Annotated in this window: 23 protein-coding genes; 6 read left to right on the forward strand and 17 right to left on the reverse strand. The window is 38.1% G+C overall.

Annotated features, from left to right (window positions below; genetic code table 11):
• Nucleotides 1-117: 117 nt before the first annotated feature.
• Nucleotides 118-270 (reverse strand): Fur-regulated basic protein FbpA, encoded by a 153-nt coding sequence (locus ACZ5AE_RS17415; protein ID WP_464565873.1) that lies wholly within the window; start codon nucleotides 268-270, stop codon nucleotides 118-120.
• A 530-nt stretch (nucleotides 271-800) separates the two neighbouring features.
• Here ACZ5AE_RS17415 and ACZ5AE_RS17420 point away from each other — a divergent pair.
• Complete coding sequence (locus tag ACZ5AE_RS17420) at nucleotides 801-1232, forward strand: hypothetical protein (protein WP_464565874.1); 432 nt, start codon at nucleotides 801-803, stop codon at nucleotides 1230-1232.
• Nucleotides 1233-1422: 190 nt separating this feature from the next.
• Here the strand turns inward: ACZ5AE_RS17420 and spoIIP are convergent, their stop codons facing one another.
• Nucleotides 1423-2574: a stage II sporulation protein P gene (gene spoIIP / locus ACZ5AE_RS17425; protein ID WP_464565875.1), complete on the reverse strand. Its 1152-nt coding sequence runs from the start codon at nucleotides 2572-2574 to the stop codon at nucleotides 1423-1425.
• Nucleotides 2575-3158: 584 nt separating this feature from the next.
• Here spoIIP and ACZ5AE_RS17430 point away from each other — a divergent pair.
• Entirely contained in the window at nucleotides 3159-3980 is an 822-nt protein-coding gene (locus tag ACZ5AE_RS17430; protein WP_464573653.1) for an MBL fold metallo-hydrolase, read from the forward strand.
• Nucleotides 3981-4101: 121 nt separating this feature from the next.
• Here the strand turns inward: ACZ5AE_RS17430 and ACZ5AE_RS17435 are convergent, their stop codons facing one another.
• Entirely contained in the window at nucleotides 4102-4872 is a 771-nt protein-coding gene (locus ACZ5AE_RS17435) for an SDR family NAD(P)-dependent oxidoreductase (RefSeq protein ID WP_464565876.1), read from the reverse strand.
• Between the two features lie 222 nt (nucleotides 4873-5094).
• On the opposite strand from ACZ5AE_RS17435, the gene ACZ5AE_RS17440 reads away from it, so the two are divergent.
• Nucleotides 5095-5313 (forward strand): hypothetical protein, encoded by a 219-nt coding sequence (locus ACZ5AE_RS17440; protein WP_464565877.1) that lies wholly within the window; start codon nucleotides 5095-5097, stop codon nucleotides 5311-5313.
• A gap of 131 nt (nucleotides 5314-5444) precedes the next feature.
• Here the strand turns inward: ACZ5AE_RS17440 and ACZ5AE_RS17445 are convergent, their stop codons facing one another.
• The 10 genes from ACZ5AE_RS17445 to ACZ5AE_RS17490 form a co-directional block, all read right to left on the reverse strand.
• The gene (locus ACZ5AE_RS17445; RefSeq protein ID WP_464565878.1) at nucleotides 5445-5822 is read right to left on the reverse strand and encodes an SET domain-containing protein; all 378 of its coding nucleotides are present in this window, start codon (nucleotides 5820-5822) and stop codon (nucleotides 5445-5447) included.
• A gap of 257 nt (nucleotides 5823-6079) precedes the next feature.
• Nucleotides 6080-7096 carry a DUF3231 family protein gene (locus ACZ5AE_RS17450; protein ID WP_464565879.1) on the reverse strand — a complete coding sequence of 339 codons (1017 nt, stop codon included), beginning with the start codon at nucleotides 7094-7096 and terminating at the stop codon, nucleotides 6080-6082.
• A 15-nt stretch (nucleotides 7097-7111) separates the two neighbouring features.
• Nucleotides 7112-7675 (reverse strand): CBO0543 family protein, encoded by a 564-nt coding sequence (locus tag ACZ5AE_RS17455; RefSeq protein ID WP_464565880.1) that lies wholly within the window; start codon nucleotides 7673-7675, stop codon nucleotides 7112-7114.
• Nucleotides 7676-7869: 194 nt separating this feature from the next.
• A complete protein-coding gene (locus tag ACZ5AE_RS17460) occupies nucleotides 7870-8259 on the reverse strand; it encodes a cupredoxin domain-containing protein (RefSeq protein WP_464565881.1) in 390 nt (129 codons plus the stop codon).
• Between the two features lie 67 nt (nucleotides 8260-8326).
• On the reverse strand, nucleotides 8327-9355 hold the full coding sequence (locus ACZ5AE_RS17465) for a glycosyl hydrolase family 18 protein (RefSeq protein WP_464565882.1): 1029 nt from the start codon (nucleotides 9353-9355) through the stop codon (nucleotides 8327-8329).
• A gap of 964 nt (nucleotides 9356-10319) precedes the next feature.
• Entirely contained in the window at nucleotides 10320-10490 is a 171-nt protein-coding gene (locus ACZ5AE_RS17470) for a hypothetical protein (protein WP_464565883.1), read from the reverse strand.
• Nucleotides 10491-10666: 176 nt separating this feature from the next.
• Entirely contained in the window at nucleotides 10667-11785 is a 1119-nt protein-coding gene (locus ACZ5AE_RS17475; protein WP_464565884.1) for a cysteine desulfurase family protein, read from the reverse strand.
• Between the two features lie 249 nt (nucleotides 11786-12034).
• Nucleotides 12035-12226: a hypothetical protein gene (locus ACZ5AE_RS17480; RefSeq protein WP_464565885.1), complete on the reverse strand. Its 192-nt coding sequence runs from the start codon at nucleotides 12224-12226 to the stop codon at nucleotides 12035-12037.
• A gap of 334 nt (nucleotides 12227-12560) precedes the next feature.
• Nucleotides 12561-13409, reverse strand: coding sequence for a DUF1002 domain-containing protein (locus ACZ5AE_RS17485; protein ID WP_464573654.1), 849 nt, complete (start codon nucleotides 13407-13409; stop codon nucleotides 12561-12563).
• 350 nt (nucleotides 13410-13759) lie between these two features.
• Nucleotides 13760-14437 carry a TerC family protein gene (locus ACZ5AE_RS17490; RefSeq protein ID WP_464565886.1) on the reverse strand — a complete coding sequence of 226 codons (678 nt, stop codon included), beginning with the start codon at nucleotides 14435-14437 and terminating at the stop codon, nucleotides 13760-13762.
• A gap of 270 nt (nucleotides 14438-14707) precedes the next feature.
• Between ACZ5AE_RS17490 and ACZ5AE_RS17495 the strand changes: the two genes are divergently transcribed.
• Together ACZ5AE_RS17495 and ACZ5AE_RS17500 are read left to right on the forward strand one after the other, a co-directional pair.
• The gene (locus ACZ5AE_RS17495; RefSeq protein WP_464565887.1) at nucleotides 14708-16294 is read left to right on the forward strand and encodes a GMC family oxidoreductase; all 1587 of its coding nucleotides are present in this window, start codon (nucleotides 14708-14710) and stop codon (nucleotides 16292-16294) included.
• Between the two features lie 134 nt (nucleotides 16295-16428).
• The gene (locus ACZ5AE_RS17500; protein ID WP_464565888.1) at nucleotides 16429-16971 is read left to right on the forward strand and encodes a DUF1259 domain-containing protein; all 543 of its coding nucleotides are present in this window, start codon (nucleotides 16429-16431) and stop codon (nucleotides 16969-16971) included.
• Between the two features lie 150 nt (nucleotides 16972-17121).
• Here ACZ5AE_RS17500 and ACZ5AE_RS17505 read toward each other — a convergent pair whose 3' ends face one another.
• Nucleotides 17122-17811 carry a DUF1259 domain-containing protein gene (locus ACZ5AE_RS17505; protein WP_464565889.1) on the reverse strand — a complete coding sequence of 230 codons (690 nt, stop codon included), beginning with the start codon at nucleotides 17809-17811 and terminating at the stop codon, nucleotides 17122-17124.
• Between the two features lie 231 nt (nucleotides 17812-18042).
• On the opposite strand from ACZ5AE_RS17505, the gene ACZ5AE_RS17510 reads away from it, so the two are divergent.
• A complete protein-coding gene (locus ACZ5AE_RS17510; protein ID WP_464565890.1) occupies nucleotides 18043-18639 on the forward strand; it encodes a hypothetical protein in 597 nt (198 codons plus the stop codon).
• A gap of 188 nt (nucleotides 18640-18827) precedes the next feature.
• On the opposite strand, the gene ACZ5AE_RS17515 is transcribed toward ACZ5AE_RS17510, so the two are convergent.
• From ACZ5AE_RS17515 to ACZ5AE_RS17525, 3 genes are all read right to left on the reverse strand, one after another.
• On the reverse strand, nucleotides 18828-19268 hold the full coding sequence (locus ACZ5AE_RS17515) for a hypothetical protein (protein ID WP_464565891.1): 441 nt from the start codon (nucleotides 19266-19268) through the stop codon (nucleotides 18828-18830).
• 371 nt (nucleotides 19269-19639) lie between these two features.
• A complete protein-coding gene (locus ACZ5AE_RS17520; protein WP_464565892.1) occupies nucleotides 19640-20707 on the reverse strand; it encodes a phosphotransferase family protein in 1068 nt (355 codons plus the stop codon).
• Nucleotides 20708-20785: 78 nt separating this feature from the next.
• Nucleotides 20786-22021, reverse strand: a complete 1236-nt coding sequence (locus ACZ5AE_RS17525; protein ID WP_464565893.1) for an acyl-CoA dehydrogenase — start codon at nucleotides 22019-22021, stop codon at nucleotides 20786-20788.
• Between the last annotated feature and the right edge of the window lie 74 nt (nucleotides 22022-22095).

A 22095-nucleotide genomic window follows, 5' to 3' on the forward strand; every position in this document is an offset into this window, starting at 1 on the left:
AGCGGATTATTTCTTTATCTATCAGGATATCAATGATTTATTGTTTTGTTCTCGCTTGGAATGGTTTTTATATTGGCTCCGTCCAGCCTAATGAAATGGTCTGCTTTTTGAAAGGTATTACTGCTCATAAGATTTATACTCTCTTTCAAGCTCATTCAATGTCAATTCATAAAGATGCTTGTTATTTTTTTTATAAATTCCTTTTTTAATAAGCTTGCTAATTAAATGCTTCTTTTTTGACTGAACAGCGTTGCGTAGTAAATTTCCCATTTTTTATCACCTCTATTTATAGAAAAAGCTGGCCATCATAATCAGGTTTGACACACGGTATTTTATGTTCCATGTGAGATTATTAGCCAAACAATTTTTTATAAATTTCCTTTTTTGTCTTTGATAAAAGTTTTTCATCATTTTTCAACCCTTCCTATTATTTCCTCATTTATTTGTTTTTTAGCCTTGCGATTATTTTCTTTGGTCCTAGTATTTTTTCACTTTACTAATTAAAACTACTATCACTAATTCCTCCTTTCGATTTAAGAAATTATCTCTATTCCGCTCCCCTTGACTGTTGCCATTATAGACAAGTAAGCTATTAAAATATGTCGATTTATCTGGAATTATAAACTCTTAACTAAATTGTTAACTCTCTTTAAAAAAAGAAAAACTTGTAATCTCCATATATCCACCCACAGTTTGCTCATTTGCCTTTAAGTGGGGAAATTCCCCATCAAGGATGCATAGACGAAACCATATTTGCAAAGCCTTCTAGTATGATATTAGATGGAGGAAAAGGTTTCATTATGTTTTCATTTCGCGGCGATGCCCATAAAATTTACTTAAAACTAAAAAAGGCATGGAATCATGAACAATCATTTCAATCAGTAAAAGAAATACACCAAATAGAACAAATTCAGAACTTTTACCTGCCGATTGATAGCCCCACATTAAAAAAAATATATTTAAGTATGATAAAAGAAAAAAACGGCTCCGGCATCATTCCTATCCTTGTATCTTCGGGTCCGTGGCTATTGCTTCTTTTTTCAGAGCAATTACATAAGGTTCTCTTCAAAGAAGGAAGTTTACTTTGGGTTTACTTTGTTTTGACCTACGCATTCATACTTACCATAAGTGTGATTCTGCATTTTCATGAAAAATCCTGGGCATCTGTTCATATCGAAATCATCCAAGGCATTTTACAGGAACGAAAAGAGCAATCCCAGGTAAAAAGCTAAGAAAAAAACAGACCATCCATTTGATGATCTGTTTACTTTTTATAAGTTATTTCTATATAAATATACTACTGAAAAAATAAACCCTGTAATGAAAGAACTAATGGTTATATCAGATAAGCCGGTCAAGTAGAAAGATAATAAACTGCTAAAGAAGGTAAAAACGAGCCATTTTATAGAGGATGGAAGCTGCTTAACCATTTGCATTCACCTCTTTTGATCCATTTGTTTTCCAATAATAGTCTGCAAGTATATCTGCAAATACATCGATGGTGTTATGCAGCTCATTCAAATTATTATCCACACCGCCAATTTCCAGCAGCATGGCGTTATTGGATAGATCTTGATTATATACGCCGTTCCCTTCCTTATACGTTTTCAAGAATACTCCTCTGCTGATGCCAGGATACTTTTGTTCTAACTGACTATTCAGTGCTTTTGCCACTTCCAGATTTTCGAGATAATTCTTGTTTTCTTTTCCTACTACAAAATAAAGCCTTGCATAGCTTTTGCCATTAATGGTTTTAGTAGTGGTCTCTTTCCCTAGTGAATCACGATGAATGTCAATAAAATATTTAAATTGATTGTTATTGGCTGCGGCTGCTTCGACAATCTCTCGGGATTCTACATATGCTTTTGTTGATTCCCATCCCTTTTTCAACAATTCTTGTGTCATATTGGTTTTGTCTTGCTCTACGCCAATTCCTTTCCTCATTAAATCTTGAGCTAATCGATTTCCCAGCCCAATGACATTTACCCTTTCATCGGAGCTTATGGCATCGTCAGGTGTTGCAGCATCTTTTAATACTGGAAGGAATGACTCCCAGCTATGGGATTGATAGATAAATACTGTTTTATTGTCTGGATTTATAGCTTGTCCGTCATTGGTTCGTTGGTTTTCTTTTAATTTCTCTTCAGATGCTTGTCTCTCCTTTAATAAAGCCTTATTTGGAGGCGACGATTCTTTTGGAAGGTTTCTTAGGTTCGTCCCCACACCTGCTACGACGATTTCTGTTTCATGCATTCTTAATCCAGGAATTTCATTTCCTAAGTATGTTCTTATATCTGTTGGTTTGATGGTAGTTGCTATTTGAAATGCTACATCTGTTATTTTTGGGACCGTAAAGACGGGGGTTTCCACTTTTTGAAAAAAAGAATGATTCTCTGCCTTGAAAAACTGAACAAAGAGTTTTTCTCCATTTAATATTCCGATTGAATTACTCATTTTAAGGGATGTAATATTTACCTGTAACACAACAACCAATGAAATAGTGAAAAACATTAGTAGAACAATTAGGATAGAACGATAAATAGATTTTAGCGGGATTATTTTTAGCGGATTCAATGGAAATACCTCCTTTACTCATGTGTATGAATGTATAAGGAGTTTAAGAGGATAAAATAGCGATTTTTGTTATTACAAAATAGTTACTTTATTACAGCTGTGAAAAGTAAAAGCCAGCACCTTTAATAAAAGGTGAACTGGCTTTTTAGAGTATCACACAAATATCCATTACCATGTCATTCTATTTCTGTATATGCTTCCGATGTTTTGTCTTTGCACTCCCAGCATTCCGCACGATTTCTCTCCATAACTGATAATTCTTCACCACATGAAATGCAAATATCCATAGTTCATGTCCCCTTTCCAAAATTTTGTCCTTAAAAACCACCAACTTCATTTAGCAACTATTGTAGTTACATTATATTCTGAAAATTAGAACATGCATATTATAATTGTGTTACAGATTCTAGTCAGAGTTTTTTTCATCTCATATATTTCGGTTTACATAATGAAATTATTGATAATTTTGTCCAGCAAAGTAACAATTGGAATTTTCTATAAAAATTTTTACGTGTAAGTCTATTTGAAAAACCCTCTAAATATAATTTTGCGTATATCCTATTATTGGAAAGGGTGTGACAGCTCTGAAAAATTATATTTGCGCGACTTGTGGTGTTCAGTATGAAAGTTCAATCGAAGAGCCTGTACAATGTACGATTTGTAATGAGGAAAGGCAGTATGTAAATCATAATGGGCAGTCGTGGACCACGTTGGAGAAAATGGTTAATGAAGGCTATCAAAACAGGTTTACTTTTGAGGAAGAAGGTCTGTTCAGCATAACCACTATTCCAAGGTTCGGAATTGGCCAAACCGCTTATTTGATCCAAAGTGAAGGCTTTAATCTATTATGGGATTGCATTACATATATTGACGATAGAACCGTAAAAATGATAAAGGATTTGGGCGGACTCCAGGGAATTGCACTATCCCATCCGCATTATTATTCTGCACAAGTTGAATGGGCAGAGCAATTCGATGTGCCGATTTATATTCATGAGGATGATAAAAAATGGGTCATGCGGACGAGCGATAAAATCATTTTCTGGTCAGGTGAATCCCTTCAATTACATAAAGGGATATTTATCCATCGTTTAGGCGGGCATTTTAAAGGCGGGGCAGTTTTGGAATGGAAAGATGGAAATAATAAAAATGGAATACTACTTTCAGGTGATATCATCCAAGTTGTCGCCGACAAAAACTGGGTCAGCTTTATGTACAGTTACCCTAATCTGATCCCACTACCTGCACCAAAAGTGCGTGAGATGGCCAATATCGTAAAAGAAATGGAATTTGACCGATTGTATAATGCTTTTCATGGCATAGTCAAAAAAGAAGCCAAATTGGCGGTTCAGAAGTCAGCAGATAGGTATATTGAGGCGTTAAGTGGTACGTTGTTTGATACTTAATCTGTACTTCATTTGTTTGGATATATTGGCTTCCGAACCGGTCCACTATCCTCGGTTCCGGGGACAATTCTCTTTTTCTAAAAACAAACCTCAAACTAAAGTTTGAGGTTTTGTTTTTAAATTAAAATGCACCCATGCCGCCGTCAATTCGATATTGGGCACCTGTGATAAAAGCACTCTCATCAGATGCTAGGAATAATACTAAATTAGCAATGTCAGTTACTTCTCCGTACCGTTTAAGCGGAACGCTTTTGGCAAATTTCGCTTTTGCACCCTCTGGATTTTCCGGACTAATTCCAGTTTCTAATGAGCGCATCATTCTCGTATTAACTGGCGAAGGATGAATGGAGTTCACTCGAACATTTGCGCCGGCTGCCTCAAGCGCGGCCACTTTGGTCAACCCAGCCACCGCATGCTTGCTTGTGACATAAGGAGCAATCCCTGGAGAGCCTCCCAGCCCAGCAACAGACGACGTATTAATGATACTTCCATAACCTTGTTTGGTCATAACTGCAAGAACATGTTTCAATCCTAAGAACACACCATTCACGTTTACGCGCTGAACTTTTTCAAAATCCTCCAAAGACGTTTCCATGATCGACTGAACTTTCCCTTCAATTCCTGCATTATTAAAGAAAATATCGATTTTCTCGAAACGTTCAACCGTTTGTCCTACATAGTTTTGAACATCTGTTTCTATAGATACGTCTGCTTGGATCATATGTACATCACCAAATTGAATCAGTTCTTCTTTGGTTTGCTCAAGCGATTCTAGTAATAAATCAACTAAAACAACCTTAGCTCCTTCCTGTAAGAACCGTTTGGCAGTTTCTTTACCTATTCCGCCTGCCCCGCCTGTAATTATTGCTACTCGATCATTTAACTTACCCATCTCATTTCTCCTTCCTTTTATATAAATCAATGAGTTTTACACAATTTAGTAACATCACTTGTCCATTATATATCTTTTTCAGATAATTACTAATATTGCATTTACAAAAATAATTATTATATACGAGTCTATTAATTAATAGGATTGGTTCTGATCAAAAAAATTCACCAAAAGACAGCATAAAGATAAATTGTTTGCATATAATGATGGCGGGTGATGGATATGGATCGTTATCTCAAACAAGCATTTGATATCAGGTTTTTGAAAATCGAGATTATCGCCAATGCGGGAATTTTGCAAATTGGTACGGCTTCGTCATCAACGATTCCAAAAGTTTCTCCAGTCGGTTATACTACAATCGGAGGGACCTTAGCTCCTCTTCTGGCACCACCTGCCGTTCCATTGCAGACACCTGTACGTGATGATACAAAAAGTGTATAGTTTCGGGTTTTGTAAATCACCGTAAGATTTGCATCTAATTTAGCACCGATTTTGTACTCCTTATTTAAATAAAAAGACATGGCTCATTTCTTTAGAATTGAGCCATGTCTTTCTTATGTGAGCGTCTAAGACTAGTCCTGATCAAACCACAGTTTATCCTGGTTATCGACGTCGCCATTATAATTAATTAAAATCTCATCTCCTGCTTTTATATCTGTGTAAGCATAAAATTCAAAGGTGTGATTGTCAAAATTAATCTCGTAAAAGGCATTAGGTTTATAAGAATGGTTAAACAACATTCCATAACCAAGCAGGATAGCAGAATGATTGATCCCATACTCAAAGGCGTAATCAGCAAGCAGGGTTTTCTCTATATGTTGATGCTCCTCATTTGGATAAGCAATGACAGGTGCTTCGTGTAAAAGCGTCCCTTTTTTGATATCACAAGTAGCAAATACTCCTCTATCGAATTCTCCATCACTTAGCGGAGATTTTTTTATCTCAATCATGTTGTTCTCCTATTCATCTTTAAAATTTACTTACTAAACTGTACCATTAATTTGAACATTATGCTCATTTTTAGGTTATTTTCTTAAAGATTGCTGCTTTTCGAAAAGAAATACTGCTAAAAGCATGTGGGAATAACTGAATAAAAGATAAAAACTATCTATTCAAAGAAAAATAGACCACCAATCCTTCACCCGTTCATCAACATTATATGAAATAATTCACTTTCCTTTTTAGAAACTTGAAAAAATGATGTATTCTACCTTTTGTTTATATTTTGATTTCTAAGTGATTCTCTATCAAGCGATTGGGGAGGTTTTTCAAACCAGCCATGTTCAATTAAGAGTTTTGCACCTTCCTCGGCATAGGTCCCGACCCTCAGGATGTACCCTTCATAATTGACCGTTAAATCTTTTCGAAACGATGCAGCAATGGCAAGTCCAAAATCTCCAATACCAATGGCACTTTGAACACTTGTATGAAATAACATTAATTTGTCAGAAAATGGCGGGTCAGTGCTATTGGTAATGGTTGAATCCCATGTAGAGGGATATGAATTATCATCTTCTTTTAGTTTTATCATAAAATCTTCCACCATTTTCTTTCCTAATTCATACCCATCTTTAAAGTAGTCACTAATTTTTTTGGATTGAGCGACTTGGCTAAATCCTAAAAGTATCGTTTTCGCCACATTTGCCACTTCGATATTAATTCCTAAATGGGCAATTTCTATTCCAAGGAGCGGTCGCCGATGACCGATTAGACCACCAAGAAATTTTCTCTCTGTTATATACTCAACTTTATCAGGATAAGCCATATAAGGAGATCGGATAAAAATCCCTTTTTCCTGCATCAGTTCTGCATTATGGTCATATAACATTTCGGTCTGAGAGTAAAACAGTTTGAATAAGTCACGTATATCTTTACGTGCAGAGATTGACTTAGCCAAACTATAGGAATTCAATCCCGTTCTACCCATATGATGCAAGTAACGCAAATACGTTATATCCGAAAAAAGCTTCCTTGCTTGCAAGTTCACATCCTGGTCTCCAAATCCATTTGGAAGAGGAATACCTTCTTTTGTAAATAAATCCGATAATTGTGCCACATGGTCTTGGGAAAACATTAGGGCAAGTTTAATAATAGGTTTAACGTCCGGATCTTCGCAAGTTTGTAAAAAATGTTTTAGAATACAAATGGACATTGTGTCGCCAATATAGGTACTCCATAACATTGAAATTTCAGCAGATGTTATTTTGGGTACATGTTTTACCAAGAATATTCCACCCCATCACATAGATTTAGATTTTCGATTTATTACTTGAACTAACCATTTTATAAGTACAGCCTTTGCAACATATATTGGAAGCGAATAGATGTATTTCCAGTTTTCTAATTTATAAATGTTAAGCCAAACGGACAAAGGTTCAAATATAAAGGTAAAAATAGTTGCCATAATTAAATTAACAATGATAAATGATTTCCATGTTTTGCAGTATTGATAAACCGTCATATGAGCAACGATAAGTATTCCGTAATCAATTGAGACTAATCTTGGTATTAACTGTATCAATTTGTAGGGGTAAGACCACAGTTTAGCGTTAACACCTATATCGTCCAACAGTCCAACCAATAGCATTAATAAACTTCCAAAAAGTAAAATTTCCTTTAATCTCTCTTTTTCAACGTATTTCCACCATATAATCCATGGAAGAATAAAAATAATCAAAAGCAGCCACCATTGAAATGTAAACAAATCGTGATGGAGCCAATATTCATTTTTCATTTCAGTTAATTGATTTTCGACTTTTTGTATTTCATTATAACTAGGATAGCTTGCTTTCAACTTATTCACACTCTCGTATCAGATGATTTTATTATCCCCTTTTATCTATTTTTCCTATTCAATCGGACCTGCGCCATTTTCGATGAAATTCCCCTTTTAGAGAAATATCTGTTTGGTGGTGGAGAATTAGATTTCTGCTAATGATTGGGTTGTTAAAAGAAAGTTACCTATTAAAAAAGCAAGGCCCGATTTGGCCTTGCTTGTTATTTGACTATTACTTTCCCAGCCATTCCTTCCTGTAAATGGTACCGGCAAATCAAATCATATGTACCAGACATAATCGGTTTCACAGTAATGGATTTTTCTGTTCCTGGCAAAATTTCAACATCAATTTTGAGCTTTTCTACAGTAAAGGTGTGCTTTTTCTTTCCTTTGTTTTTCAATAGTAACGTTGTGGCAGTTCCATTCGGAATAGTGATGTCTTTCGGCTTAAAGTAATCATCGTTCAACTCGACCTCAATTACTTTGGCAGACTGAATAGGCTGTGTTAGGACGCCGGTTTCGGCATAAGCGCTGTATGAGCCTAGAGTTGTCAGAACCACTATAATGGCTAGTAAAACGGCCAATCCAGTCATCCGCTTTTTCACTGACATTCGTAATCCCTCCTTTCCTATGACTATTTTTTTCAAAATTATTAAATATTATCAAGTTAATTTGATTTCAACTTGCTTCATTGATCTTTTTTACTTTTATTTTCTCGGGTATCGTCTTCCAGTACTCTGGATCCTCTAAACCAAGCCGCCAAATCCCGATTCCCTGTAAGTTATATTTTTCTACAAGGTCTAGCTTATACCGCAGACTATCGCTATTCTCAAACCAAACCTGGTGGCTATGCTGTTCTTCGTCGATGTAACTAAAATGAGGAGTTTTCGAACGGGAGTCCCATTTAACTTTAGCTTTATATTTTGTTTTCTGACCCATTAACTCCTCATAGGAGCTATACCCGGCTTTGCCTGCTGTTGTTGTATCCCAGTCCCATCCATAACCAGCGATACCGAGTAAAATTTTTGCCGGTGGTACTTTCTGTTTCAAAGCATAACGAATGGTTGCTTCTGTCCAATCGACTGATGCTGTTGAGCCTGGTTTTGTTCTTGGGTTATGTTCATCATATGTCATAATCATTAATCCATCAGAATATTGTCCAAGCTTTCCGTAATCAAACCATGGTGACCAGGGATTAGCACGGGAATCACCTGTGTTTGCCGGGACCGAAACCGTCACTATTTTTCCATCACGATGCAGCGCGTCAGACAATTCTTTGATCATCTGACTAAAGGAATCCCGGTCGGCCAAATTCAAATTTTCCATGTCAATATTAATACCGTCATAGTTAAACTGACTTACTTCATTGCGCAGGTTCTGAATGAAAAGATCGCGGTTATTTTCATTATCGAGTACATTACTTGCAACTTCTTTGCCCTTTTCCACGGTTTCATAGAAGAGATTATGTATAACCATATATACCTTTAAGTTTTTTTCATGAACACTTTGAATTACCTTTGTCTTATGTTCTGCTGGAACGGAACTTATAAGACTTCCTGGACTTTTATCGTCAAGCTTATACCAAAAGGGTGCGATGCTGCTTAAACTTTTGTAATGTGAGTCTACTGTAGGCTGCGACCCAGGATACGTTCCTTCTTGTTCAGTGTAAAAACCTAACACTTCACGAGGAGTTTTAGGTTTATCCATTTTGTCCTGGTGCCTATTAGTTTGTGATCGACTACACGATGACATTAGTAATAAGGCCATACATAAAGAAATGATGGTGAATGACCGATAATGATATTTCGCCATAATACACCTTCTTCCAATTTGTCTATTTCTTAACTTGATAAGAATAGGTGTATCTTATTCACGGGTGAGGCAAGTAGATTGTTCGAGATCACTGAAAAAACACTTTAAGACGGTTTGGACACTTTCACCTGCGATCATGTCGAGTAGGCTGCACTGATTTGGACACTTCCATCACTCGAGATGGGGATTGGCGAGTAAATCTTGAAATTAGGCGAGTAAACTTCACAAGGTGGCGAGTAAAAACCCAAATCCGGCGAGTAAATTTTAAAAAGGATTATTATATTACCTGAGCCAGCCTCGCCGCCTGGCTTTTTTATTTGAAAAATAAGTTAGGAAAGTAAATCAGGCATTATGGTAAGCATTTGGCTAATAAGTGTAAGTAAAATCATGATTATGGAAAGTATTTCTCCCCATTTGGAAAGTAACCACACCAAATCGGAAAGTATATCCAAATAAATGGTAATCAATCCAAAAAGGTAATTGAAAAGGTACCTTTTTTGGTTGGTTCAGCAGCTCGAGATGGAGATTGGCGAGTAAATCTTGAAATAAGGCGAGTAAACTTCACAAGGTGGCGAGTAAATCCTATCTTTTTACGAGTAAAACTCCAGATCCGGCGAGTAAATTTTAAAAAGGATTATTATGTTACCTGAGCCAGGCTCGCAGCCTGGCTTTTTAAGATAAATTCCCTCTAAAAAATAAGTTTGGAAAGTAAATCAGGTATTTTGGTAAGTATTTGGCTAATAAGTGTAAGTAAAATCATGATTGTGGAAAGTATTTCTCCCCATTTTGAAAGTAACCACACCAAATCGGAAAGTATGTCCAGATAAATGGTAATCACTCCAAAAAGGTCATAAAAAAGTTACCTTTTTTGGGATGGTTCAGCCGCTTTCCTTGCGATTTTGTCCGTAGGCTGCTCTGATTCGGATACTTCCACCACATTTTCAGGCAACTTTGTCCGTAGGTTCCACAGCTTCGGACACTTCCACCATTTTCTTGCAACTTTGTCTGTAAGTTCCACAGCTTCAGACACTTCCACCGACTCTTTCAAGAGCTGCCTTAAAGATATCTAAGCCTGGCCAAAAAATGACTCTGTCTTTAAGAAGGCATAACAGAGAGTGTTTCTCAGCGATCCCGTACGGTTCTTTTGCCTCATTCTGATATAAAAAAAAGGACAACAGTCGAATCTCACTGTTGTCCCAGTTTACTTTAATCTATCGTTTCCCTTAACCATTGCAATACCTGATCGATTTCATCCTTCGTGGTATACCTTCCCAAACTAAACCGGATGGCCCCCATTCCAACCTTTTCAGGAACAGCCATCTCCTTTAATACCGGTGATAATTCGATGCTGCCGGCATGGCATGCTGAACCAGTTGAGGCCGCTAACTGTGGGATTGCCGCCAGCAGATCTTGGCCTATTTTTTCGACAAAGCTTACGTTCAATGTATTGGGCAGACGCTCTTCAAGATGTCCATTTAACTGAACGCGGTCCCCAAACTCTGCTTTTAATCCGCTCCAAAAATAGTTCGTCAGTTCCTTCAATACGCTATTTCCAACCTGGGTTTCAGCAATTTCACATGCTTTTCCCAAGCCAACTGCCAACAAGGTATTTTCCGTCCCTGCCCGCATTCCGAATTCATGACCCGCGCCATGGATGAGAGGTTCCAGAACGATTCCAACTTTAATATAAAGCGCTCCAATTCCTTTAGGAGCATATAACTTATGGCCGGCGATGGTCAACATATCAACTTTTAACTCATTCACATCAACAGGTACTTTCCCGACTGATTGTGAAGCATCCGTATGAAAGGCAATCCCATACCTTTCAGCAAGGTTCCCAATCTCGTGAATCGGCTGTAAAGTCCCGGTTTCATTGTTGGAGTGCATAATCGAAATCAGGATGGTGTCCTTCGTTATGGCTTTTTCAATTTCTTCAACTGACACTCTCCCGTATTGATCCACACCCACGTAGGTGACCTTCGCCCCGATTTGCTCGAGAAATTGGCATGGATTTTTCACAGCTGGATGTTCGATTGTTGATGTAATAATATGGTTACCTTTACTCTTATTCTTAAAATAATAGCCCTTTAATGCCAGGTTATTGGCTTCACTGCCCCCGCTGGTAAAAATGACTTCACTTGGAGAACAGCCAATTAAGCCGGCAACCTGTTCCCTTGCCTTCTGTAACAATTCTTTCACCGGTGCCCCGGCCCAATGCAGCGCTGACGGATTTCCATAATAGTCATGCAGCAGCGGCGTCATGGCATCGATTACTTCAGGAGCCAGAGGTGTACTGGCGTTGTAGTCTAAATAAATTTGTGTCATTCACCGATTCATTCCTTCCCCCGGAGGATTCCTATTTCCCCATTAAACTTTCATACTGTTGATCTAGTTGATTGTATGTATTCTATGTTTATTTTACGAGGACTCGACATTTATCACAAGTTCAGCAACTTTCTCCAATTCATTCAACTAACTATTTGAAACACGATAACCGCCCCATGCATCATCATACAAATAAAAAGTGATGGTATTTTTATTTCCATCACTTTTTTGATAATAAATTATTTAGTTTCACCCGCTCTTTTCGAGATTTAAATCGTCTTGCTGCTGACAAAGCCACTCATAAAAAGGGGTTTTGTGTATATTTGGATAAATTGTTTTTGCGGCTTCACTGGTATAAAAGTTCGCCATTTTCTCGATGTATTCATCATCATGAATTGGGTTTTGCTGCAAAAGTTGATTATTACGTATCAATCTTAACATAATGATAGAACCTCCCCATATTCTTTTGAATTAACCAGTTTTGCTTCTTCACAATTGAATCTAAGTCTATTTTTTTAATTGTAGCAAAATTTTGAAATTGATAGAATCAAAATATTCCGACTTTTACTCGTAAAAATCGACATTTGCCCAGCTACATTCATGAATCACGAATCGTAGTAAATAAGTCTAGCTTCCATCCATTCTCTTCTTTTCTTTTTTTATTACCTTCATGAGGGGCATGTCCTCCACATCTGGAAGACCTTCGAAATGAAGGTCTTCCTCTTTTATTCATATTCTTCTTTGATTAGGAACACGCTAGAATAGGTTTTATCGACTAATTAAATTGAGCACGTATTTCTTCTATTGTCCGATTTAAGAAGTCCTGCAGCTTTTGTAAAAATGATTGCCCCTCATCTGAATGTAAAAAATTGGAGACTTTTTCTGCTGTTTCACTTACCTGATTCTTTACTTGGTTCCAGTCAATGTCCATCCCCTTCAATTTATTGAAGAAGTCTACTAACTTATCTAACTCTTCATTTGTTAAAGAAATTCCGAGCTCCGTTGCAGCTTGTTGAATGATTTCACGTATATCAGCTTCAGTCTTTGGATCATTTTTGGCGATTTCATCCTTGACCTTACCCATAAGAGCAGCAGCTTTGTCGGCTCCAATGGAATCACCAAGCTCTGCGGTTTTCACCATTTCTTCATTAGCCGCTTTTTTGACCTCTTCAGGAATTTCTTTATTAGTTGTCGTTTCATATGCTTTCATAATTCCAGTCAAGGCCGCTGTTCCCGATACTGCGTAAGGAGCGGTAATCTTGATTGCTGCATCCTTTACCCCTGCTGTCATTAAGGCATTCTTATACATTTCGTCTGTTACCCATGTAATATTGTTTGATTGAATCTTTAACCCGGAATCTTTAGAGCCGATCGTGACACTTGCTGATGAAATAGCTTTGTTGCCAATTTGTGCATTGGGAACAAACTCCCCTAAATAGTCATGCTCTTCTTGATTGGAAACGGTAATCATTTGTACATTTTCCGGTGCCCCTAACTCTGCTAACATGTCATTTTTTTGCTGTTGTGACAGGTTTTCTCCTAACGTAACAATGACATCTCCTTCTGATGCATCTGCAAAGCAGATTGAAGGGATCGAGACAAGCATCGCTAAAGCAAGAAACATTGCCTTTAATTTGAGTTTCAAAATAAAACCTCCTTAAAGCGCCATTTTTCATGGATGAGTATCTTTCTATAAAAATACCACCTGAAAGATTTGGCTTTGCATTATCATAACACTAGAAGTTTGGATTTCGTTATAAGAATCAGTAACAATTATGCCAATTCTATTAAGGTATTTACATAGTGAAGAATAATGTTACAGCCAGAGTACGATTTCGTTACCGCTTCCATATTTCATCTCCAAAAGAATAATGACGGCAGTGGTTCCATGTAATCTATGACCCAAAAAAAGATTTCACAAAGCAAAAAGGACAACAGATTACCTAATGTTGTCCTTTTTAACCTATTTTTTAATTAGACCTCTTTAGCCGTTTTTATCTTAGAGATGGTATATCCAAAACCAATTACAAGAATTGTAGTAGCAGTTGGCACCAATAAATAAAAATCGTTTGGGAGAATTGGCTGGAATTTTGGTTCTCCTACCAACATTTCACCTGCTGTCCACGCTAATATTCCAGCACCAGCATAGGTGATTATCGGGTACTTTTCCATGGCTTTTAATATGAACTGGCTTCCAAAAACAACGATTGGGATACTAACCATCACACCGATGATAATCCCAGCTAAATTTCCTTCAACAGCACCGGCAATAGCTAGTACATTATCAAGGGACATCACTGCATCAGCCGTCATAATGGTTTTCACAGCGGAAATTAAACTTGATCCTCCTTCTCTTTGATGGTTGTCACCCTCATCAACTAAAAGTTTAATGGCTATATATACGAGAAGAAGGCCGCCAGCAAAGGTTAAGAATGGTAACTCTAGCAGGTACACAATTACGACTGCAAAAATTAATCGTAAAATAATGGCTCCAACCGTTCCCCAAAAGATCGCTTTCTTTTGTTGTTTCTTAGGAACATTGCGAGCTGCCATTGCGATTACCACTGCGTTATCTCCACTCAATACAATATTGATTAAAATAACCTCCAAAAGCATGGTGAACGACAAACCAAATATCTCCAATTTAACCACCTCCGGCTTAAGTTTAACTAAGCCATTATATTAATTTGAGATAGAAAAAAGACCTGATTTCAGATCATTGCTAGAGAAATAGACTATATAATTGAAAAAAGTGCATAAGTCATGAAGCTTGATTCGCTTAATAGTTATTAAACAATAAAGATATGTACTTATTTTTAAGGGAAAATTCAGATATGATTGATTTGTTTTTTCTATGTCTTTACCTATTTCTTCCCCTCACCTTTTTCATAAGATAAATAAATTGAGAAAGGGGAATTAATAATGGTTTCTAACCAATCAAATACCTTTGATTATATTGTTGTAGGAACTGGGCCAGCAGGTGCAGTGATCGCCAAAACACTTACAGATGATAAAAAAACTTCAGTTCTTGTCCTGGAAGCAGGAGAAAATAATGATGCCGATCAACCTATTAGGGATTCAAGATTTGCCCCTGAACTTGAAGAACATTTTTTCCCTGAGTATTTTTGGCAAGGAGAAGGTGTCCCTCAAGAAGGGGTTGATGACAGGTCCTTTGAATGGACAACAGGACGGCTATCCGGCGGAGGATCCTCTATTAATGGTGAACAGTATGTCAGACCTACGCCGGCAGTCTTAAGAGAATGGGAAAGGCTTCTAGGTTCGTCATGGTCGCCAGAACAAGCAATAAAAAACTTTAAACAATTAGAACATTTTCATGGGAAAACACATACTCCTGAGATTCATGGTTATAGTGGTCGAATCAGCATCAGGCAAACTCCCGGCAGTCCCCCTGCCATAACAAAAAAATTGGTTTCCGCCATGGAACAAGCTACAGGATTAAAAAGAATACTAGATTATAACGACCCCAGAACACCCATTGGTCCGTTTACACGGTGGCAATTATACCAAAAAACGAATGGACAGCGGGAAAGCTCCTCCACTGCCTTTTTATCCTCAGACATCATGACTCGTGATGGTGTTGGAGTGAATGGAAGAAAACTAAGGGTACTTTATAAGTCAACTTCCCTTCGTATTCTATTTAACAGAAAATCAGCGATAGGTGTAGAATTTCTTAAAGAAGGCAAAAAGGAAAAAGCGTTTGCCCGAAAAAAAGTTATCGTTTCAGCTGGCATCAACAGTGCCCAACTGTTAATGTTATCGGGGGTCGGACCTTCGAATGACTTGCGCAGGCTGGGGATTCCAGTTGTTTTTAATAATCCAAATGTAGGAGCATTTTTGACCAACCATACCTTAAACACTGCTACATTTTCTGTTAATCAAAGGGATCTTCCTGAACTGCAAAACGATCCGTTCTCCTTATATACCGGGGGAGCTTTTTTACCTAATCCACTGAACAAGGGCAATCGGCGACGTGGTGTTCAGCTCGTTGGAATTGTTGCGGAGGGCAAATTAAATATCGCTATATTATTTTTACAGCCAAGAAGCCGGGGATCCATTAAATTACAAAATAATGATCCGCTGAAAATTGTCCTTGGGGATGAAGGTTTCCTTACCGACAATTATGATTTGGAAGCAATTAAAGCCATTTATCGGACTTATATTAGGGACATTGCCGAAAGACTTTCAAAAATTGACCCTTCTTATCAGCTTATTAACCCAACGGTTGAAACAATTGAGGATGACGGGGAACTTGAAGAATTTATTAAGGAAAATTTTGATCATAACCACCATCAACAAAGCTCTCTAAGAATGGCACCTATCAATAGAGGAGGCGTTGTCGATCGGTTTGGAAACGTCCATGGAGTTAATAATTTAATTGTTGCGGATGCACAAATCATCCCATTTACAGTCGATGGTAACACCTCGGCAGCTGCATTTCTAATTGGGTATACCATTGCAAAGCATTTAAGGCAAGATGAAAGCTTTTAAAGATATTTCAGAGATTTTTTTATGCATAGATAAAAAGTTACAAAAAAAGGCTGCTTGTCCAAGGTCATAAGTCTAACCCTGTCCAATTTGACTGAATACACTGTTGTTAACGTCGGACAGGGAGATGATTTAAAGTGAGTAGAAGACAATTTGATAACCAAGGGAATCAAAGTTTCTTTAGAGGCAGGGATGAGAGCTCAAGTTTACATGAATCAAGTTCACACACCACTAGGCATCAATCAACTAGAAGAAATACAAATGCTGCACACGGGCGTGTGATGGGGATCAATGCATCGACGTGCCAACAACTTGCAGATATAATCGGAGGCATGGTTATTACAGCAACTCCAGTTTGTGTAGTCCAGCGCCTTCGAAATATTAATGCAACCATTTTAGGCCGCCGCACACGCTCCCCTCTTGCCCTTCCTTTCGCTCTTTCCTTTGAAAACAATAGGAATGGAAGAACTCTTAACCTGGGTGAAACTGTTATCCTTCAAAGAGAGATTAATCCATTCCTTACTGCATTAAGAAGAAGAGGGTTAATAGTTACAGCCGTTCATAATCATTGGCTCTTCGAGACTCCAAGATTAATGTATATGCACTGGGAGAACGTCGGGGATCCATTTACGTTTGCTGAAAACAGTATTGCAGCTGCTAGGGAAGCAGGTCTTTTTTAAAAATTAGGCCATTTGTGATGTTTAAGTAAATCACAGATGGCTTTTATTTTTTTATGTAGTGAAGTTAAAACAAAAAAGACCTTCAATAAGAAGGCAAAAATTGATTGGGTTTAAATTAACCTGCCGAAAAAAACTTGATGTAATGTTTGTTTAGAAAAGGCCTGCTTCTCTTGCTGCTGCAATACTATTTCTAGCAAACTCTTCAGGGGTCATGCCAACATTCTCCCAATGCATATACATTAACCTTGGTTGATCAAACAACCAATGGTTATGAACGGCTGTCACGATAATACCTCTATTTCGTAATGCTGAAATAAATGGATTAATTTCTCTTTGGAGAACAACCGATTCACCAAGATTAAGACCATTATTTTCAAAGGTTAACATAAATGGAAGCGCTAGTGGAGAACGAGTGCGCCGGCCTAAAATTGTTGCTCTAATGTCTCGAAGACGCATAACAGTACACACTGGAGCTGCTGAGATCACCATGCCTCCGATAATATCAGCAAGTTGTTGGCATCTTGATGCACTTATGCCCCTAACATTCCCACCAGAAGTTGTAGTATCTCTTCTGTTTGAATGATTCCTCGTTGATTTTGAACTCGATTCAAATTCATGATCAAAACGACTAGTCACTCTTTTGTTTGAACGATGTCGAGTTGATTTTGAACTGGATTCTAAATCGAAATCCATCTGATTGCTGACTCTTCTGCTAGAAAGATGCCCAGTTGATTTCGAACTGGATTCTTCTGCCGCCAGTTGATTCCTATCCAATGAGTTTGTATCTGTATCAGGATTAAAAAATCTGAACCAATTTTCAAAAATGTCTCTTCTTTCCAATAAAAACCATCTCCTTGTCCTTAACCTAATAAACATTTTATTCTGCTATATTGGACAAGAATAGATTTATAACTAGGAGCGAAAGCCTTTTTTACAATTTTAATATTTTTACAAAATTAAGTACGTTATCATATGACTCAATTCCCCCATCAAGTTTTTTCGACTATCTTTCAGAGGTCCTGAAAACAATGTGGTAAAATAAGTATAGAACCTGTTTAGACGGAGGATGTTATGGTTGGGTTTTTATTGTTTGTTTTTGTTATTGCTTTAGTGATGGGATTTTTTCAGATCCCAATTTGGATCATGTATGGCGTAATTGCAGCTATAATAATGATCATTTTTATCCGAAACCCGCTTGTGTTTGGAAAAGATCCTGAAAAGATCATGTTGTACTTAAAAAAATCAAAAGCCCCCCATTTGAAGTTCCTGTACCATTTTCTTCAAGGGGACCTTTCGGCGGCGGAGAATGCGATGGGGAAGATCCGCATGAAAAAAGCGAAACAAGGCTCAGAATTGATGCTCTTAATGGAGCGGAAAGAATATGGAAAAGCGAAAGAACTCCTTGCGAAAATGAGTGGACATAAGACAAAGTGGTACGCTTTGTCGGATATCGCTATTCAGGAAGATGACGCCGAACTGTTCAAACAATATAAGGGGAAAATAAATGACAGGTTCCTTTTAAAGATGTTAGAAGTCGATCAAGCCGTATTTGAAGGAAAAAAGACAGAGGCGGCTGCACTGCTTGAGAACTTGATTCCTAAGTTAAGAGGCTACAAATTACTGACAGCCGTTCAAGCCCGAAAGCAAATTCAAGAAGGAAAAATCTGAAAGTCCGAAAACATTCGTTTTTGGTCTGTTTTTTTCATTACTTATAAAAAAACCCGACAAAAGCACTAAGGCACAGCTGGCTGAAATCTGCTAGCTGTGCCTTTTTACGCACGAAAGAAAACTTCCAATTGCCCCTATAAGAAACGATCCCCCCATAGCTTTGGCTTTACTCTCCCAAAAATATTAGGTTAATAGTTTTTTATCAGCATTTTATCAATTTCACGTACTTGATCATACGAATTTAATAGTTTCTCAGGTACCAAGGTTCTGCCATATTCCCAGGCATTTCTTTCTATTAGAGATAGAAGTTGTGCTTTTTCCTCTTCTCCACCATAATGAATAGTCCTTCGGTCATGTTTGTTTTTCCTAAAATCTAAATAATAGCCAAGTTGACGATAAAGAATAAGTCTAACACAGTCTTCATCTGTCTGTTTAATTTTAAAGTTTATATTCGCTATGTATCCATTTATTTGCAGGTAGTTAAACTTAAGAGTATTTGTCGATACGTTATAACTCATCGGTGCAGGTAATTTATTGTTCATCTCATAATTAATATCTAAATTTAGCTCTTCTAAAGTACTACTTATGATTTCCTCAATATCCCATATATATAGCATTTTATCAACCACTCCCCTTCCAAAGACTTTACATTCAAACCAATTTTCTGCCTGCTTATCTTTATTTTTATGAAATGAAAGCGGAATGTAAATCCTTCAATTTACCTTAATCCTTTATACCCACGTCAGGATCGAGCGACATTCTCCAATTACATGTTTTGTTTTACATGTCTCTAGCAAATCAAAAATCCCTTGATACCTTTTTTGTGAACCTAGCACCTTTATTTCCGATTTTACGAGTTTTATTTGCGAATTTACCCCTTTTATTTGCGATTTCAATTTATCTTTGCGAATTCTGATTAGCTACAATCTTTTAAAAAGAGCATAAAAAAATGCCATAGGGACGGATTTCTAAAAACTAGAACCGTCCCCATGCATCATACCTATAGCCCCTTGGTTGACAACAAGGCATACTCAATATAGCTTGCAGCAGCCTGGTTCATCCGTGCAAATCTCTCATCATGGGTCTGTCCTTTGAAATACCGGTAATAAATTTGCTGGGCGATGACAGCCAATTTAAAGTACGAGAAGGTAAGATAGTAAGATATATTTGAAACGTCAAGGCCGCTTTGCTTTGCATACCTTTCTAAGAATTCTCTGCGTGTAAAGAAGCCTTCTTTTGCTGTAATGGGTTGGTTTCCTGGCCCGCCTTTTAATTCGTCAGGATCGCCGGATTCCAGCCAGTAACATAAGGCAACCCCCACATCGGCAAGCGGATCGCCGATTGTGGCCATTTCCCAATCAAACAAACCGGTCATCTCACGAAAATCCACTGAAAACATCGCATTATTCAATTTATAATCATATTGAATGATGGCGGGTTTTGGTGAAACAGGGATATTTTTTTGCAGCCAGGATGTTAACTCTTCAACACCGGGAACCTCTTCCGTTTTGGCATTATCGTACCGTCTAATCCAGCCGCCGGTCTGACGCTCCATAAATCCATCAGGCTTTGAAATTTTTAGTAAATCCGTTTTCGTGTAATCGACCTGATGTAGTTCAACTAATTGATCGACCATGATTTCCGATATTTTTCTCCCTAAACCAGGATGATAGGGAACATGTGCAGGGAACTCATGATCTAGCACTATCCCTTTTCTTCTTTCCATGATAAAGAAAGGACTGCCGACAATGGAGTGATCATTAGAAAAAATATACGGCTTGGGCGCAGTTGAAAAGATTGGGTTTACATTCGATAAAATCGTATATTCCCTTTCCATATCATGAGCTTTTGGCGCAACAGGCCCGTGCGGCGGCCGGCGCAGCACCGCCTCCCATTCGCCAACTCTGATTAAATAGGTCAGATTAGATTTACCTGCACCAAATTGTTCAATCTCCAATTTGCCTGCAGGGGCCTCCTCTATATTTTCCTGAATAAACTTTTGGAGCTTCTCATAATCGAGTTCCTCCCCTTTTCTCACATCAATCGTGTCACGATAGGTTTCCTTCATTTCTTTAATCACTCCCTTTTAAAAAAAGTTCAGGCAATGGAGTACTGACCTCCCATTACCTGAACTCGGATATTATTTCTAACTCCGGACTGCTGTTAATTCTGGAGTTTGATATTTTTTAAGTTCCAATCTGGCAATCTGACGGCGGTGCACTTCATCAGGACCATCGGCGAGTCTTAATGTACGTGCCTGTGCCCAATGATAGGCAAGCGTGAAATCATCACTTACGCCGGCAGCGCCAAATGCTTGAATCGCGCGGTCAAGCACTTTTAGTGCCATATTTGGTGCAACTACTTTAATCATCGCGATTTCCGTTTTGGCTTCCTTATTTCCAACTGTGTCCATCATATAGGCAGCTTTCAATGTCAATAACCGGGCTTGCTCGATTTCAATTCTTGATTCTGCAATCCACTCTTGAACAACACCTTGCTCAGCGATTTTTTTACCAAAAGCAGTCCGGTTCAGCACGCGCTTAGTGAGGTCTTCGAGTGCACGTTCTGCTAGGCCGATTAATCTCATGCAATGATGAATCCGGCCCGGTCCAAGCCGCCCTTGGGCAATCGCGAAGCCTTTTCCTTCTTCCCATAGGATATTCTCGGCTGGCACCCGGACATTGTCATAGAAGATTTCTGCATGACCATGCGGGGCATCATCATACCCAAACACCGGCAGGATTCGTTCAATCTTCACACCCGGTGTGTTTAATGGTACGAGAATCATGGACTGCTGTTCATGCAGCTTTGCGTTTGGATCATTTTTCCCCATCACAATCGCAATCTTACAGCGCGGGTCTCCTGCTCCTGAAGACCACCATTTCCTGCCATTAATGACATATTCATCGCCATCTCTGATAATACTTGTTTCAATATTGGTTGCGTCACTGGAAGCCACAGCTGGTTCTGTCATCGAAAAACAGGAACGGATTTCACCAGCCAAGAGTGGTTCAAGCCACTGTTTCTTTTGCGCTTCTGTCCCATAACGAACTAGAACTTCCATGTTGCCTGTATCTGGTGCGCTGCAATTAAATACTTCCGGCCCAATTACGGATCTCCCCATAATCTCACACAGTGGTGCATATTCCAGGTTGGTTAATCCTGCTCCATACTCACTTTCTGGCAAGAACAAATTCCATAGCCCTTCCGCTTTTGCCTTTTGTTTTAGTTCTTGCATAATCGGAGGAACATCAGACCAGCGTGTTTCCTGTTGATTCAACTGTTCCTTATACAGCTTTTCATTTGGGTAAACATTCTCCTCCATAAACTTAATTACTCTCTTTTGCAAGCTAACAACCTTTTCAGAATATGAAAAATTCATCCTGTCCATCTCCTTTTCATGTTTTTAGATAAATTTTCAGATTGTACATTAGACCTGAATCGAGTGTTGACATG

This window comes from Neobacillus sp. S1227, from assembly GCF_055385255.1.